Origin of the sequence: Bacteroides clarus, assembly GCF_015555825.1 — a bacterium.
Classification (GTDB): domain Bacteria; phylum Bacteroidota; class Bacteroidia; order Bacteroidales; family Bacteroidaceae; genus Bacteroides; species Bacteroides clarus.
On sequence record NZ_JADNLF010000017.1, the window covers coordinates 36,599 to 54,735 of the forward strand.

General features: G+C 45.8%; 11 protein-coding genes. All 11 read right to left on the minus strand.

Annotation, left to right across the window (positions count from 1 at the left end; genetic code table 11):
* Positions 1-14 precede the first annotated feature (14 nt).
* The 11 genes from I2F54_RS15245 to I2F54_RS15295 all read right to left on the minus strand — a co-directional run bounded on the left by I2F54_RS15245 (position 15) and on the right by I2F54_RS15295 (position 18,136).
* A complete protein-coding gene (locus I2F54_RS15245) occupies positions 15-3,227 on the minus strand; it encodes a SusC/RagA family TonB-linked outer membrane protein (protein WP_195501750.1) in 3,213 nt (1,070 codons plus the stop codon).
* Between the two features lie 275 nt (positions 3,228-3,502).
* Entirely contained in the window at positions 3,503-4,429 is a 927-nt protein-coding gene (locus I2F54_RS15250) for a helix-turn-helix domain-containing protein (RefSeq protein WP_195501752.1), read from the minus strand.
* A 145-nt stretch (positions 4,430-4,574) separates the two neighbouring features.
* Positions 4,575-5,897: a glycoside hydrolase family 88/105 protein gene (locus tag I2F54_RS15255; protein ID WP_195501753.1), complete on the minus strand. Its 1,323-nt coding sequence runs from the start codon at positions 5,895-5,897 to the stop codon at positions 4,575-4,577.
* Positions 5,898-5,915: 18 nt separating this feature from the next.
* Positions 5,916-7,070: a lactaldehyde reductase gene (gene fucO, locus I2F54_RS15260; RefSeq protein ID WP_087426767.1), complete on the minus strand. Its 1,155-nt coding sequence runs from the start codon at positions 7,068-7,070 to the stop codon at positions 5,916-5,918.
* Between the two features lie 15 nt (positions 7,071-7,085).
* Complete coding sequence (rhaD, locus tag I2F54_RS15265) at positions 7,086-7,895, minus strand: rhamnulose-1-phosphate aldolase (RefSeq protein ID WP_009121898.1); 810 nt, start codon at positions 7,893-7,895, stop codon at positions 7,086-7,088.
* Positions 7,896-7,930: 35 nt separating this feature from the next.
* Complete coding sequence (gene rhaT, locus I2F54_RS15270) at positions 7,931-8,962, minus strand: L-rhamnose/proton symporter RhaT (protein ID WP_195501755.1); 1,032 nt, start codon at positions 8,960-8,962, stop codon at positions 7,931-7,933.
* A gap of 90 nt (positions 8,963-9,052) precedes the next feature.
* Positions 9,053-10,306 carry an L-rhamnose isomerase gene (locus tag I2F54_RS15275; protein WP_009121896.1) on the minus strand — a complete coding sequence of 418 codons (1,254 nt, stop codon included), beginning with the start codon at positions 10,304-10,306 and terminating at the stop codon, positions 9,053-9,055.
* Between the two features lie 32 nt (positions 10,307-10,338).
* Complete coding sequence (rhaB, locus tag I2F54_RS15280) at positions 10,339-11,805, minus strand: rhamnulokinase (protein ID WP_195501757.1); 1,467 nt, start codon at positions 11,803-11,805, stop codon at positions 10,339-10,341.
* Positions 11,806-11,936: 131 nt separating this feature from the next.
* The gene (locus I2F54_RS15285; protein ID WP_022219204.1) at positions 11,937-13,457 is read right to left on the minus strand and encodes a glycoside hydrolase family 28 protein; all 1,521 of its coding nucleotides are present in this window, start codon (positions 13,455-13,457) and stop codon (positions 11,937-11,939) included.
* Positions 13,458-13,514: 57 nt separating this feature from the next.
* A complete protein-coding gene (locus I2F54_RS15290; protein ID WP_195501759.1) occupies positions 13,515-15,350 on the minus strand; it encodes a rhamnogalacturonan lyase family protein in 1,836 nt (611 codons plus the stop codon).
* Entirely contained in the window at positions 15,347-18,136 is a 2,790-nt protein-coding gene (locus I2F54_RS15295) for an alpha-L-rhamnosidase (RefSeq protein WP_195501761.1), read from the minus strand. Before I2F54_RS15295 ends, I2F54_RS15290 begins: the two co-directional genes overlap by 4 nt.
* Position 18,137: the final 1 nt, after the last annotated feature.

Genomic DNA, 18,137 nt, shown 5'->3' on the forward strand with positions numbered 1-18,137 from the left:
TTTCTTCATTTTTGTTAAAAAGTTAAGTTTACACCCACTACCCAGCTCTTAGAGCGCGGATAGGAAGAGTTGTCGATACCTGGTGTCAAAGCACTGCTAGAAGAAGCGACATCGGGGTCGTAGCCGCTATACCCTGTAATGGTGCAGACGTTGTTCATCGTACAATACACACGGGCATTGCTTATCTTGGCGCGCCGAACCAGTCCCTTAGGTAGCGTATAGCCGAGAGTGATAGTGCTGAGACGTAAAAACGAGCCATTCTCAATGTAATAACTGCTATGGTCGCTAATAGCAGTTTTGTTATTGCTCGAAATATTCCACATCATGTCGTCATTGTGCTGCCCAGGGTTCAGTTCCGCCAAACGTGCCAAACTCTTACTCTCCTTGCCGGTAAGCGGGTCGACGAGTGTGAAACGGTTCACCATGTCACCAATGGAGTTCTGGTTGGCCAAATAGGGGCCTACGAAGCGCTGCGTACTCATGTTGAACACATCGTTACCCACGGAGAAATTCATGAAGATATTCAAGTCGAAACCCTTATACGTAAAGGTATTGTTCCAACCGCCGGTAAACTTGGGCGAAGCGTTACCGATGACCGTACGATCGTTGGTACTCCACACCGGGTTTCCGTCATCATCAGTCTCGCCGGCAATCGACTTATATTTCACGTCGCCGGGTTTCACGCTGTTACGATCGAATCCTTTCAGCGAGGCGACTCCGTCTTTCAAGCGGTAGGTATCAACATCCACTTGTTCGAAGTCGTCAGTAGTGTAGATACCATCGTACACCAAACCGTAGAACTGCCCCATAGGCTTGTCCTTTTCAATCTTGAAGCCCATACGGCTTTCATAGTCCTGGATGAAACTGTTCGCCTCGTTGTTATCGCCGTAGATGTCGAGTACCTTGGAGCGGTTGAAAGCGATATTGAAATCCATCGTCCAAGTGAAATCTTTTGTGCGGATATTGGTAGAATTCAGCACTACTTCCACACCTCGATTACGGATGGAACCGATATTTTGATACTGGTCGCTGTAACCCGTAGAGGTAGGAATCTTCTGCTTGATAAGCAGGTTGCTGGAGACGTTGTTATACCAGTCTACCGACAGGTTGAAGCGGCTATTGAAGATGGAAACATCCAGACCGACATTGGTAGTGGTGGTTTTCTCCCACTTCAGTTCCTTGTTGCCGAGCGTGCTACCGGGAATATAAGTGATAAAATCGGTACCATTGATAGCGTAGTGTCCCGAACCGTAGTTGGTAGAATACATATTGTCGTCAATGTTGTTATTACCCGACGTACCGTAACCTACGCGCAGTTTCAGATTTTGGAAGAAGTCGGTGTTGTCTTTCATGAACGCCTCCTCAGAAATGCGCCATGCGGCAGAAGCCGAGGGGAAGAACCCCCACTGATTACCCTTGGCGAATTTGGACGAACCATCGCCACGAATAGTACCGGTAATAAGGTAGCGATCACCAAAGTTGTAATTGATACGACCGAAGACCGACACCATGCCCTCGCGGCTCTTGCTGGATTTCCACTCGTAAGGTGTTCCCATGGAAACATCGTTCAGACCGAAATTACCAGTGGTGAACTCACGGTATTCATTTTCCAACTTCATGGATTCCTGATACCACGTCTCTTGACCTAACAGGACGTTGAAATGGTGGTCATCCTTCACATCGAAAGCGTAGCTCAACGTATTAGTCCACTGGTAAGAGAACTTCTCATTATTGTCGCGTGAGCCGTAGCCATAAGGACTATTATTGCTCTTAGCGGTTTTAGTGGAGCCGTCGTCCCACATATCATCACGCACCTGCTGCCACATGTAACTGCCCGCCGTGCGGAACGTAAGGTTCTTAATAATGTCGAACTCCAAACCGGCGTTCACCGTGGCCATACGGGTGTATTTCTCCTTGGTAATGGCATTGTTGTTCAAGAGAGGATTATTGGAGTCGTAACCCGAGCTTCCGGGAATCTCCTCCATGTCGTCGGCCAAATCCTTGTTGAGCATCTCCTCGTTAGTCCAACGCTCACCGCCAGTCACAGGCTGTAGAATGGTTTGCTTCAACGTACCACCCAACGAACCGCCGCCCTCGAGTTTGGTCATCTGCAAGCTGCTGGAGAAATCGAAACGTACACCTTTCCACAGCTCGTGGTTGATCTTGGCGCGAATGCTGTTTTTCTGGTAACCGTGCTTAGCCATGATACCATCCTCACCGGTATAGTTGTAGCTCAGCATGTACTTAGTTTTCTCACTGCCGCCGCTGATGTTGACGTTGTGGTTCTGCGTGATACCAGTGCTGCCGAATACCTCGTCCTGCCAGTCTATGCCCGCACGATTGCCATACTGGTCATGGATGCGCTGGTAAGCCCCTGTGTAAAAATCGGCATCGTTAATGTTGCCACCGAAGATACCGGTAAAACTATCCTCGTTGCCACGCAGCAGTTGGTATTCATACTGGTACTTCACGTAATCTTCTACACCCAACAATTCTAATTTCTTGCCCAAGCGGTCGAAACTAACAAAACCGTTGTAACTGACCTCTGTCTTGCCAGACTTACCAGACTTTGTAGTAATGAGGATAACACCGTTCGAACCGCGCGCACCGTAGATGGCAGTGGCCGAGGCATCCTTCATCACATCAATACTCTCAATGTCGTTGATGTCGACGTTCTGCAAGCCGTTCTCCATCTGGAAGCCGTCCACAATGTAGAGGGGCGTGGTGCTCTGAGTGATAGACGTTCCGCCACGCACTGTGATGTTGATCTCGGCACCCGGCGCACCGCTCTGCTGAACGATATTTACACCAGCAGCTTTACCAGCCAATGCCTGAGCAGCCGTAGACACTGGTGCAATAGCCAGTTCCTTACTACCTACCGACACGGATGAACCAGTCAGATCCTTGCGCTTCACTTTGGCATAACCAATAGCAACCACTTCCTCCAACATTACCGAAGACTCCTTCAATGTAACATCAAAATGAGTTTTATTACCAATAACTACTGTTTGATTATCATAACCGATAAACGAAACAACCAGTTCCTTTGCAGAAGCCGGTACAGAAAGAGTAAAATTACCATTCATATCAGTAATAGTACCGACACCGGTATTACCTTTCACTGTTACAGAAGCACCGATCACTACATCTATCGCATCGCGAACTGTACCCGTAATCGTCTTGTTCTGAGCATAAATACTAAAAGGACAACTTATCAACAGAAGCATCAATAAGCATAGTTTTTTGTGTAAGATTCTCATAGACTATTAATATAAATTGGTTGATTAATTAATTCAAGATTAACAGTCCGATATAATTATTAATCGGACACAAAACTTGTGAGTGCAAAATTAAATATACTAACGTGCAGCTAAATATAATTACTGACATAAATACTTTCCTTTTTGACTTTCTCTTAAGTAAAAAGGAACTTACAAGTACTAAAACAACAGAAAATCAAGGGTTTTGTAAGTATTTTGACTGTTTACTGCCTGTTTTGACTTTAATCTAAGTCCTCATTCTCCGCTTCAGTCTCCCGACCGAAAGAACGGTATTCCAATGGTGTAAACCCTGTACGTTTTTTAAATAATGAAAAGAAATGTTCGGTAGATTTATAATCAAGCATAAAAGAAATCTCTTTGACGGACTGAGAAGTTCCGACCAACAACTGTTTAGCTTTACGTAGCTTCAGTTCTTGGAAATATTTGGCCGGCGCATAACCTGTATAGTCCTTGAACACTTTCCGGAACCAGGAATAGCTAATATTTAATTTCATGGCTAACTCTTCAGGATCGATATCCTTAAAGACATTCTCATTCATTATAATCTTAGCTTGCTCAATCTTCTGATCGACGTCACCTACCTCAAAAATCTTATTCTTCGAAATGGAAAGAATCATACCTACGATATGCAATACTATACCGCCAAGATACTGCTGAGAAGATATCTTATCCGCTTCGGCAATTTCTAAGGCGCGGGAAAAGAGAGATACCAGTTCCTCATTCAAACCGACCTCAAGCACTTGATTATCCTTTGACAAGAAACCGCCTTTCATCAAATTATCAATGACAGGTCCTTCAAAACCTATATAGTATTCATTCCACCCTGTCTGACGATAAGGATGATAGGTATGCCATTGTCCGGGAAACAGCACCATCAACCGTCCTTTACAGACTTGCTTTTCCGGAGTGGTTTCTGAAGAGAATAATCCCCGCCCATTCGTTATATAAACCAATTGGTATTCACGCAAAACACGTCCTTTCTGGGCATTAAAGAAATAGCCGGAAGGGTGATCTTTCAAAGGATATGGAGAGTCCGGCTGAATAGACTGAAAGCCGACAGTATTTACCCAAAGACCAAATTTTTGGTCCATGTCATTTACAATAAGATACTTAAATTCCACTCCTAAATCATTGTAATTCTTTGTCATAATACGTGTCCTTCATGATGGGTTCGGGACAAAAATAGGAAATATTTATGAAATAAGGGATAGCGATGCAAGATTTAATAAAAAAATCCCGGTTGGCAGAACAGGCATTCTTCCAACCGGGATTCGCTTATTTCTAAAAGGACTACTACTTCTTAACCACAATTTTATCGTACTGTTGCTCGGCCTTGATCTCCGTATATTTCGGCGCATCCATCATTTCAATCAATGCACGGAGAACAGGACCTTCACCCATCGGATCATTCTCTTGGGTAGGACGGTTATAATAATATGCAGGAGACGGCATGATACCTGTTCCGACACAGATTTTAGTAACATCACCTTTATCAGACATCAACGTCATCATACCCTTAAGTCCTTGCTCGGCGGCATAAATAAAGTCGGGATGCAGCCATCCGTGCTTTACACCGCGTGCAATACCAAAGACAAACATAGCCGTACCTGTAATCTCCTCATAAGAATCTTCCTTATCGAGAAGCTGGTGCCACAAACCGTTCTTACCTTGATAACGTACTACACCGCTGCACTGGCGACGGAAGCATTCCAATACTTCAGGACGCATCGGGTGATTTTGCGGCATCACTGCAAGTAAATCGGCAGTTGCCATAAAAACCCAACCGTTAGCACGGCTCCAATGAGCAACACCATGTTCATCCGTATCCGTATGATAGCAATGATAGAGAATACGCTTTTCAGGGCACCACAAATATTTATGATATTTGATTACCTGATTGGCAGCATCATTGATGTAATTCATATCACCGGTCATCTTAGCCATACGGGCAAGAAATGAGATAGCCATGAAAGCGTCATCCGCCCAAATTGTATTTTCATGAGGCCAAATGCGGGCAATAGTACCGTCTGCCAGACGAGGCTCACCATAATTCAGATGTTCGGCTGTTTCATTAATATAATTCAAGAAAGAATTATTCGGATGCTTCATCTGCAAGTCAATCAGACTGGCTCCCATAGGACCGTTGTCATCCAAACGCTTTCCACGGAAAATCATATGCCAGCTCAATTTACGAACTCCATACCAACCTTCATCTTTCATTGCCTGATCATATTGCTTCTTGAAGAAGTCCAGATTGCCTTCATTAAATACGAAGTTCATATTTTTAAAGACATAATCATCATACTTCTTAGCACCGGTTTTATCGGCCAATTCCATTAAAGCGATATGAGTCACTCCATTGGTATAATGCCAATTATTATACTTGCATGCAACCTTGACATTCATATCCAAAGGCAGGTCTTTAACCGACTTATAGGTTTTACCGGTCTTGGTATTCTTAAACTCATAAGTGGTGGTTGCAAGAATACGGTCTGCTATTTTTACGGCAAGGTCGGAAGCTGATAGTTTAGCTTCAGCCGCAGTCTTCATCGTTGTTTGCGAGAAGGCAGTGACAGCTGTTAAAAACAGCACACACGAGATAATAGTTTTCTTCATGGTATATTTGAATTATAATTAAAAAGCTTTACGGTATAAAGCCTCAATCTCTTCGACAGAAGTAGGACGAGGATTACCACCTGTACAAACATCATTAAATGCATCGACAGCCAATTGATGTAAATCTTCCTCTTTTACATTGATTTCATGTAACTTTTGAGGAATACCAATACTTAATGACAACTTACGAACAGCGTCTACTGCTGCACGTATTCCTTCACTTTCAGTCATGCCATCGGTATTTACTCCCATAGCTTTGGCTATATGAATATACTTAGGAGCAGCCGGAGACTCTGCATTGTACTCCATTACATACGGTAAAAGCAATGCATTGGCAACTCCATGAGGAGTATCATAATGAGCGCCTAACGGATGTGCCATAGAATGTACAATACCCAGGCCCACATTACTGAATCCCATACCGGCAATATACTGAGCTTGCGACATGGCTTCGCGAGCTGCTACATCGTTACCATTGTCTACCGCAGCTTTCAAATTAGCGGCAATCATTTCAATGGCTTTCAGCTCAAACATATCAGACATAGCCCAAGCGCCCGGTGTTATATAGCTTTCAATGGCATGTGTCAAGGCATCCATTCCTGTTGCGGCAGTCAATCCCTTCGGCATGGAATACATCAGTTCCGGGTCTACAATCGCAACAGCCGGAATGTCATTGGGGTCTACGCAAACCATCTTCTTTTTTGCGTCCTCATCAATTATCACATAATTAATGGTTACTTCAGCAGCAGTGCCGGCCGTTGTAGGCAAAGCAAAAGTGGGAACAGCCTTGTAACGGGTCGCAGCTACGCCTTCCAACGACTTCACATCTGCAAAATCCGGATTATTCACCACAATACCGATACCTTTTGCCGTATCAATGGAAGAACCGCCTCCCAACGCCACAATAAAATCCGCACCGGACTCTTTAAAAGCGGCTACGCCATGCTGTACATTGGCAATAGTAGGATTTGCTTTTACATCACTGAAAAGTTCATAAGGAATATGATTCTTTTCAAACACTTCAATTATCTTGTCTGCGACCTTAAAACGAATCAAGTCCTTATCTGTCACAAAGAAGGCCTTCTTAAAACCTCTGCGAATAGCTTCTACCGCGATTGTCTCCCGGCAGCCTGCTCCGAAATAAGAGGTTTCGTTCAATATCATCCTATACATAATTACGCTTCACTTTTATTTCGGTAAATTAAAAGCCACAGTCATCTCTTTCATTTGTTCCTGACTCATACCGTCCGGTTCAAAGCCCATATTCTTAGCCGCAATGTAAATCAGCGCGGATTTATTCAATACGTCTACCTGGTCAAAAGCAGACATAATATCCACATCTACTGCAAAAACTCCGTGCTTCTCCCACATAGCTACATCATAATCATTCAGGGCTTCAATAGTAGCGTCAGCCAATTGTACGGAACTTGGCAATTCATAGGGAATTATACCCAATCCACGAGGACAGAACGCTTTGGTTTCCGGAATCATGCTCCAAAGCAGATTAGTAGCCACATCTTTCTCCAGGAACTTCTTATTATGGGTCATAGCAATCAGTTCGATAGGATGTGTATGCAAAGATGCTCTATAAGGAGAACCTTTTTCAAGCAGATAATTATGAACTGCAAGATGAGAAGGTAATTCCGACGTCGGCATTACAGGCTGGTCCGCTATAATTACATAGCTGGCGCAGTCATCCAGAATACGGATTATTGAACCGTTTGCCATAGGCCAACGCGCCAAATCACGCATACGCATCTGAGTACCCTTACAATAGAAATAGCAACCTTTCAGATAAGGAAGCTGCTTACCTATCTGTTTAACCTCGCTGATAGCCGGCAGAGCTTTGATTTCATCATCTACATATTCAGTGATGTTTAAAGTTATATTACCACCATTACGTTCCGCCCAACCTTTTTGCCAAAGATATCCGGCTACTTCTGCCGCCTGATTGACTTCATAAGCCAACTCGGGACGATTTTCAAGAATTGATTTCATGTGTCTATTTAATTACAATTTATTAGATATTATTTTTATGCTTGTGCCATCGCCACTACAATAATAGAAGCGATAAGAACGGCTAATCCCGATATCAGTACGCCTATTGTACGAGAGCCGCATCCCTTCCATTCTTTCAGCAGGATTCCCCAAACATTACTGAATGTAACATTCAGTGACATCAGTATACTCCAAGAGAATGCAAGCAATATCGGACTGCCGCCTAAGAAACTTTTACCCATCTCCAGACCAAAGAATTGCGAATACCATAATACTCCGGCAAGAGCGCAAAACAAAATATTATTCACAAGGATATTGCCTTTGGCCGACAAGTATTCCTTACCTGTCTTATTCTTTATATTTTGCTGAATGCAATAAGCCGCATTCGTACAAAACCCGCCCAAAGTCACCAGAAAGATAACAGGAAGTCCGGCATACAACGGGGCCACACCACTGGCCAAAGCCGCTTCTTTAATAGGCGTTCCGGCATCCAGGCCGAGAGCAAAACAGGCACTCATCACACCTGCCAGTAAAGCGACCAACAGTCCTTTTGTCAGCGCAAAATCTTTCACGGCAGCCTTTTTTTCTTCCTCACTCATATTTTTGGAGCGCAGACTGCCTGCATAACCGATAATGGCAATTCCCGCCAAAGTAATGCAAACACCAATAAGGAGCATCAAGCCATCGCCATGTAATAAGTCTTTCCCTGCAAACAGAGCCGGAAACAAAGTTCCAAAGCCGGCACAAGTACCCAAAGCTATACTCTGTCCTAAGGCAACACCCAAATAGCGCATACTCAATCCAAATGTCAAACCGCCGACACCCCAAAGGACACCGTAAATAATAGCCGGCAATGCACCGCCGGCTCCCCAAAGTTCTATCAGGTTGCCATCAGCAGGAATGGCAAGTAAAGCGCCAAGCAACGGAAAGACGAGCCAGGCAAAAATCCCTTGTACCAGCCAAAAGTTTTCCCATGACCAGCCTTTAACTTTATTGATAGGTACATACGAACTGCTCTGCCCAAAGCTTCCCACAGCGATAATTAATAATCCTATTAGTGTATTCATGATAATCAATGGTTAATATTCTATGAGTAATGAAAGTAGCGGGCAAAGATACGCTTTCCCCGCTAAACACTATCATTAACTCTGATTAACTTAGTTACGTTTTGATGTAACCTCAGCTTCGTATTTCTCTATTTCAGCGATGAACTCTTCACCTACCGGCACATTATTCTTCAAGCAGAACATATCCCAAACGGCATTCCAAGGCAAAGCTTTGGCCTCTTCCAACAAAGCAAGACGTTGGAAACCTTGACCGGCAGCCTCATACTCGCGAAGTTTAGCCAGCGGTTCCAATAACGCACGCAACATACATTTCTGCGCAGCACGGGTACCGATGACATAAGCGCCTATACGGTTGATAGAAGCATCGAAATAGTCAAGACCGATATGTACGCGGTCTAAAGCATTGCAGCGAACAATTTCCTGGAAAAGTTCGAGAGTCGGGTCGTCCATGATAGTCACATGGTCGGAATCCCAACGAATCGGACGGCTTACATGAAGCATCAATTCCGGCACGAATAACAACATAGACGAAACTTTATCCGCAGCGCTTTCCGTCGGATGGAAGTGTCCCGTATCGATTGTTATCAGTTTCTGGTGTTGCACGCTGTAACCTACACAGAACTCATTAGAGCCTACCGTATAGCTTTCCAGACCGATACCGAACACCTTGGACTCCAGGCAGTCTTTCATATTCTTATACTCCGTAGCAAAAATTTGGTCGAGAGAGTCCTTAAACAACTCACGATATTTCATACGGTTTACAGTCACATCCTTACTACCGTCGTGTACCCAAAGATTCATGATACAAGGATCACCCTGACGGCGTCCCATCTCTTCTGCAATGGCACGGCAACGTTTGGTATGTTCAATCCAGAAATCACGGATGCTCTTATCCGGATTAGATAAAGATAAGTTACCGCTTTTCGGATGCGAGAAAGAGGTTGAATTGAAATCCAGTTTCATTCCGTTTTCAGCGGCCCACTGCATCCAGCTCTCGAAATGCTTCACTTCCACTTGGTCACGGTCAACAAAGGTACCGCCAAAATCACCGTAAATTTCATGCAGGTTCAAACGGTGCTTACCGGGGATATAAGAAGCGGCCTTTAAAATATCGCCGCGTAATTCTTCCATATTACGAGCCTTACCGGGATAATTACCTGTAGTCTGGATACCGCCGGTCAACGAGCTGCCCGACTCAAAACCGAGGACATCATCAGCCTGCCAGCAGTGCATGGAAATCGCAACCTTCTGAAGTTGTTCCATTACCTTTTCTACATCTACCCCAAGAGCAGCATAACGTTCCTTAGCTACTTCATAAGCCTTTGTTATTAGTTCTTCTTTCATGATACTGATTTATTTTATATGATTGTTAAACATTAATGATTCATTGTCACCTGTTTGAAATGTAAATATGCGGTATCCCACACTTCCGCATCTTCCGGATAGAAAGTTTCCAAAGAAATAGAGCGATTGATTAATTGACGCATGGAAGCAATATCTTTTGCCGTTCCTGCCGCCAACGCCTGAATCATAATATTACCGATTGCCGTAGCCTCAGACGGGCCTGCCACAACAGGAATACCGACAGCATCGGCTGTCCATTGATTCAATAAATCATTACGGCTTCCACCGCCGATAACATGAAGTGTATCTATCGGATGAGGAGAAAGAGTGCGAAGATTATCCAAAACCTGACGATAGCGCAGGGCAAGACTCTCAAAGATACAACGAACAATTTGACCTCGTGTCTGCGGAACAGGCTGGTGAGAATCCGAACAGTACGTCTTTATAGCCTGTTCCATATCGGCAGGATTGGCAAACAAAGCATCATCAGGATTAATCAGACTGCGGAACGGTTCACTGGCATTCGCTTCGGATATCAGCTCCGGATACGAAGTCTCTCCCCATGCCGCACGACAGCGTTCCAACAGCCACATTCCACAAATATTTTTCAATAAACGGATAGTGCCATTCACGCCGCCTTCATTCGTAAAATTTAAAGATTCGGTTTCTTCTGTAATAACCGGGCTTTCTGTTTCCACTCCCATTAAAGACCAAGTCCCGCTACTCAGATATGCAAAATCAGGATTCATTGCAGGAACTGAAGCCACAGCAGAAGCCGTGTCGTGCCCGGCAACCGCAATTACAGGTATCTCTCCCAATCCGGTCATACGCTGTACTTCTTTTGTCAATGTTCCTATTTTCTCACCGGGGTAAACAAAGCGGCCAAAATTATTCTCCGTCAGTCCGAGCTCGCGCAGCAAAGCATTTTCCAGTTTACGGGTTTTCGCATTTACCAGCTGCGCCGTGCTGGCAATGGTGTACTCCGTTACCTTTTCCCCGGTCAGCATATAACTTAAAGCATCAGGTATAAAAAGCAGTTTATCGGCAGCGGCCAATGCACTGTCACCATTCCGTCTCAATGTATCGAGCTGGAACAAAGAATTGAAGTTCATAACCTGAATACCCGTCCACTCATAGACTTGTTTACGGGCTACTTTTTCAAAGAAAGCGTCAGGCGCTCCGGCAGTATGGGGATCACGGTACGAATAAGGTTGACGAAGAAATCCACCATCTTTACCCACGCAAACAAAATCCACTCCCCATGTATCGATACCAATGGAAGTAATTTCAACATCTCCTTTTTGAGCGACTATTTTCAATCCTTCGATAATATGCCGGTAAAGTTCATATATATCCCAGTAAAAATGTCCGCCGGTTTCAATCAAACGATTCGGGAAGCGATTCACATCTTCCATTTCCAATCCTTCCGGTGTGAAGGTTCCCAAGATAGTACGGCCACTGGTAGCACCCAAATCGACCGCAAAAAAACATTGTTTCATGGTAATTAGTTTTAGTCGCTATTTCATGATACAAAAATAGGGGAATCATCCCCTATTCTTTGTACTTATTTTGACTGAAAGGGTGTCAGATTTGACAATCCATTTCGTCCGCTATTACCACATCCGACTTCTTATTTCATATCCTCACAAAAACGGGTAACAACTTGCTCGCCTTCCGTATTGCGGATAGTTACATTCTTCATCGTAACAGCCTTGCTATAAATAAATTCGGCGCCCAATCGTGAAGTAATATCAATATCTTCCAACACGACATTCTCAATCGGCATTTCAGGAATACCGTTGAAGAATAATGCGCGACGGGCTCCTGCACATATCAGATTCTTCACATGAATATTCCGGAAACAAGGAGTTGTTTCGTCCACAGGAAGCGGATCGACTTTAGCCGGAACCTTTTCACCGCTTTCCAACACTTCAACGGCAGATTTTCCACCATAATAAAGATTGAAAGTAATCGGTTCGGTAGGAATATCCATCATGGAAACATTGGTAATCCAGATATTTTCAACAATACCGCCACGGCCGCGCTTACTTTTAAAGCGCAATCCCACATCCGTTCCCAAGAACTGACAATTGCTGACAGACACGTTGCGTACCCCGCCGCTCATCTCACTGCCGACAACAAAACCTCCATGTCCTTTAAATACCGTACAGCCATCTACCACTACATTTTCACAAGGACGTGCACGACGGCGGCCATCTTCATCCTTACCGCTTTTCAGGCAGATTCCGTCATCTCCCACATCAAAAGTAGAATTCACAATCAGCGCGTTTTTACAAGATTCCAAATCCAGTCCGTCACCATTCTGCGCATAGCTCGGATTACGCACCTGCACGTCTTCAACCAGTACATTCTCACACATCAGCGGATGTAAGTTCCATGCCGGAGAGTTCTGGAATATCACTCCTTGCAACCATACATTCTTACATTCTATCAGGCTCACCATTACCGGACGAAGGAAATGACGGACACTTTGCCACTCTTCTTCCGTTTGCAGATTCTGAGGGACATTCATATTACTGATAGTATCTCCTTTCAAAGTTTCAGGATAAGGAAACCAGTAAGTAGGACGTTTATATACGCCACCACGGGCTGTCGTCTGCTTCCAAACACTCTCCGTGACTTTCTCACGCTTCAGCGGGCGCCAGTAATGACCGTTTCCGTCGATAGCTCCCTCGCCTGTTATCGCCACATTCTCCAAATTACGACCGGAAATAGGCGACTGGCAACGACGGGTATCCAAACCCTCAAATACAGTTTCCACCAAAGGATAGAGGTCTACATCGGGAGAGAAAAGGATAACGGCTCCTTTTTCCAAATGCAAATCGATATTACTTTTCAACACAATAGGTCCTGTCAGCCAAACACCGGCAGGAACAACAAGATGCCCTCCCCCTTGTTCGGAAAGAGTATTGATTGCATCGGCAAAAGCCGATGTACATAGAGTTTCTCCATTACCGACAGCATTGAACTCTGCCAGATTAACCGTACGGTCGGGAAATCTCGGCGCTTCCACACGAGGCATGTCAAAAGGCAGGTTACGATAAACAGCTTCATACTTATAGTCCGCAGACTGGCAAGCACTGAATAGCCATAAACAAATAGCAGCGATTACATACAATGGTTTTGTCATTCTTAATAGCGTTTTAAAGTTAGCAAACGTACCGGAACATATTTTCCGATACATACATTAATTATCTCCTAAATAATAAGACGGTACAGGCGCCTGAGGATACCCCATACTACGATGAGCTACATAGCTACGGTACAAAGCGTCCTGCATCAACGTTACCCTACGGTCTGTCGCAGGAATATTGGTGCGATAGATACGCAGTTCGCCGGGTAAAGCCGTTATCAGTTCCTCGCGCCAATCACCTTCCATATCAGCCATCAGCAATATATCCCCTTTGATATTTTCCGTTAATATCTCACCTTTCCATTTCCAGATACTCTGGTCACGTCCACCGGAAGAGGAACCTGCTCCCCAACGGTTATCGTCTCCTTTGAATGTCTCACGCAACAAATCGGCATCCCACCATATCCAGTTACGGCAACCGGGTATCTCATCTTGAGATACTTGCAGTTTCTTTCCGTCGGCAGTAAGCAAATATCTATCGGTGCTTCCTCCTTTACGGTCTTCGCTGGCAAAACACTCCAATCCGGGATGAGCAGGGTCAAAATCCGCTACCATGCCGTCGCCTACATGATAGGTCGTATGTCCGATACCCCATATCAATTTACCCGTAGCAGCATCCACTACCGAAACGCCACGGCCGTCTTCCTTTTTCGGTTCACTTACCATAAACACCTGCATGCCCTCCATATCGGGACGCAACTTGCAAAGATACGCTTTGTCGCTGTGTCCCAATCCCGAGGACCACAAAAGCGTTCCGTTATCATCGAGCATACAAGAGCCTAACATAACCTCATCGCGACCGTCACCGTCTACATCGGCAGTAACCATGCTATGCGCGCCCATACTACGGACAATAGGATTTTCCTCATCACCATCCCAACGCCACACACGTTCCAATTTACCGTTTTTCAACATCCAGGCATCCACAACCATCAACTTATAAGTACCGCGTGCCGCCAGAATGAACGGCGTCTTTCCGTCTAAATAGGCAACTCCCATCTGATTACGATTCTGTCGAATCAGATTTCCGTAACGGTCATTGCGTTCAGGCCAATCCACGCGGTCTATCTCCTGTCCGGTCATGCCGTCCAATACGGAAAGATATTCACTCCCGCCGCAAACACGCCCTTTCCCGTTCTTCACATAGTCGGTACCCGCCGTTTTAATCGCCACTTCGGCCTTACCGTCTCCATTGAAATCGTAAACGATGAAAGGCGAGTACCAGATACCCGGTTCAATACCCGGCCCCATATCGTATGTCCACAGATAAGTGCCGTCACTCAAATAAGCGGATATTTTATAAGTTTTTCCGGTAGTGTCACCCGGCATGCCCGGGTCGACATTTGTTTCGGGAGTACGGATGATATAATCATAGGCCCCGTCACCGTTCAGGTCGGCCAACGCTATCTTTCCGGCTTTTGCATTATCTTTCAGGCGAATAGATGTATAAGGTTTCAAATCGGCCGATACAACCTTCCGTTTTTCCGATACAACCGGTTTCTGTCCTTTTACAACAGCCTCCACCCAATAAACGGCTTGTTCATGAGGGGTGGCATCCACAAAGTCGCAAGTACGGGAAACAGCTTTTTTCGTCAAGCGACGAGTCTTTCCGTCTACTTCACGATATACATGGAAAGCCGTGGCAGGAGCATCCGATGCCAGCAAACGCCAGCTGAGATACACGGATTTGCCGTCCCGGGAAGGAGCGACCGCCAGTCCGCGGTTTAATTTCTCAGTAATCCGTTCTTGAGCGAATCCCTCTACCAACGGTTTAGGCTCGTGCTTAGGGTCAAGAATCTCATAGAAATAGTTTCGTTCACGCGGGTCTTGAGCGTGTAAGGAGCAGAAAGCGCAAACAAACGCTACCCCGGCCCAACTGATTTTTTTCATTGCATTTCGTTTTTAGTTATCTTCAGCGGTATAATACGTACAGGGCCTAACAAACCGCTCGGTACAGGTTCCCAACCGGCATAAGTCCCTTTTTTATAACCAAGCGCCGCAATATTTATATCTTTGAAGATACGCCACTTCACTCCACGGCGATCCATATCGGCTATGCGGTTGGCAGAAAGATTGGTCACTTCTATTTCCAGAATATTCTTTCCCGAACGCAAGTATTGCCCGATGGGGCAACAATAGGGTACAGCCCACAAAATAGCAACCTCCCTACCATTGATACGTACACGGGCGCTTTCACGAACGTCACCGAGTGAGAGCAGCCAATCCTGAGCAGAGGCGGGATTTTCAATCACAAAAGCGGTTGTATAGCAACCTGTTCCCATAGTTGTTCCGGCACCTTCAAAGGATAAATCCGTCCATGAGCCCAAAGAAACGGAATCCGGTGCACTATGTACCGCAGGAGCGCTTTCCACAAACCGCAGGCTCCATAAACCGGACAGTTCGACAGTTCCCTGCGCAACAGTCTGATACTTCCATTCCGGAACCTGTACATCAGCTTCCGTGAAAGTCTTCAATATGGCTGATTCCCCGGAAGCCAATTGTAAATAAACTTCCGTCTTGCCATCCTTCTGGCGCAGAAGAGCCTTACCGGAAGATCCGTTCATCGGATTATAAAGCATAGCCGAACGTGCAGGTACGGCCAACGGTATCCAACTTTCCGTATCTTTCCCGGTCAGTGCGGATATGAAATAATGATAGCCCTCCGTGTTTTTGCGACGAATACAACTCAAATCAAAAGATGTCTTCATCGCCTCCGGTATGGCAGCGGTCTGTGCCAGCGTACGGGCATAATCCGTACCGAAGAGCACCGTTTGGTCTTTACCACGTTCATTCCCTAATTTCTTTATCTGCTCCAAAGTACGTTTAAATTCCGTGCGGCGCCGTTCCAATCCGGCATATCCCGGAACATCTTCCGGATATTGATCCAAAAATACAACAGTCGCCCCCTCTTTCGCCAAATCAAGAAGCTTGGCAAGTACATCCGCAGGCATCAAACGCGCCCCGGGAACCACCAATGCCTTATACGTTGTTCCGCCGGACGTTACGATTCTCTTATCGCGACAAGCAGCCGTACGGATGAAATTATCGGAAATATAATCCATATCGTAACCGGCATCATTGATACGGTGCACCGCCTCTATAAAGCCCGGAGCACGCTGTGCCATTTTATGAATATCGAACATCAGCAGTCGTCCGTCCTGCTCCTGCCACATATCATACAACGGCAGATACACAAGAAAGTCATTATCCGGCTGTCCCATTTGCAAGAAGCTCTGACAACGGGATATATACTGGAAGAATGCGGGCGCATCCCGCCATATACTGTTCGTCGGGCTCATATCCACCGTAGCATAAAACTTCCAACCGGGCCAGGCAGCCTCGGCGGGAGAATAGGTCGTGCCATGGAAAAACGTATGATTGACGCCGGAAACGAACATGAGGTCGATATCCGGCTTACATTGCGACAAAGACGTACGGAAATGCTCCGTCAGCCAAGTAAAAGTCTCCGAAGAAGTATAAGGTTTGCCGGCGATATGAGCGCCCGAAGAAGCGTATTTCAGCATGGAGAGGTCGGAGTCATTGGGACGCGTCAGCGAATCCTTACGCAATCCCCGTATACCGAAATCGGATAGGCCGAAGCCTTCGCACTCAGGAATATCCACCGTAGCATAAAGGTCTATCAGATTTCCCGGCGAACCATGAGCCTGGTTTCTGGTCTTAGAACCGTGCAGATGCGCCCACTCCGTCCACTGACGGGTAAAGTTCTCCTGCAATAATTCACTGAGAGTTTCGCGATAATCGGAGATGATGCGTCGGGTTTTGTCCGAACGCTCCCCTGTCGCCAGAAACTCCGGCAGATGTTCTTCCAGTTTATAACCGCGACGTGCCAGAAACTCATCAAAAAGTCCTTCCGACCAGTCCGCCCCGTAAACCTCATAGGAGTCGTTAAAGAAATTATGAGGATAAGCGGTAGCGCTGCCGGACGTATCCTTGAACCGTCCATCGAAAGCGCGTTCAAAACGTCCGAGATAGTTTTTCACGGCACGGGCCGAAAAATGATTCATCACATACCCCTCACCGCCGGGAGCCGCACGTTTCACTTTCTGCAAAGTCTTGCCGCAAAAGGCGGCAATCAAACGCCAATTGCCTTTCGGAGCTTTCCAACATAGCATTCCGTCTTTCACCTTATTCGTCAAATCCAGACACTTTCCCTTATCGGAAAAAGCCATCAGACGTTCCAATTCGGCATAAGGCCGCTGTTTTCTATCGGCGACTTCTATCTTTTTGTCGAGCGTATTCCCGCCCTCCAACCGGTATTCCGTGACAAACAGTTTGCAGGCTGCGTCTTCTATTCCCACTTCAGGACCGCCGAACGGCCAGCCGGTACCGGTATTCATATCAATCTGCATTCCCAAACGGGACGCTTCACTTTCCGTATATTGCAGCATCTGCATCCATCGGGGAGAGAGAAACGGAATATCCTTCGCGTCATTTCCCTGCACGCCATAAATCGGAGTAATCTCCATCGTACCCATTCCCGCCGCAGCATACGCTTCCAAATTACGGGTCAGGTTTTCCTTATCCACCGCGCTTCCCATCCACCACCAGCGGGCAGCCGGCCTGGCATCCAAACTAATCTCCGGCCACGAAACATCTTGTGCGGACAAAGCCCCTGCGCAAAATGCAAACATGGCAATACAAAACAACCGATTCATA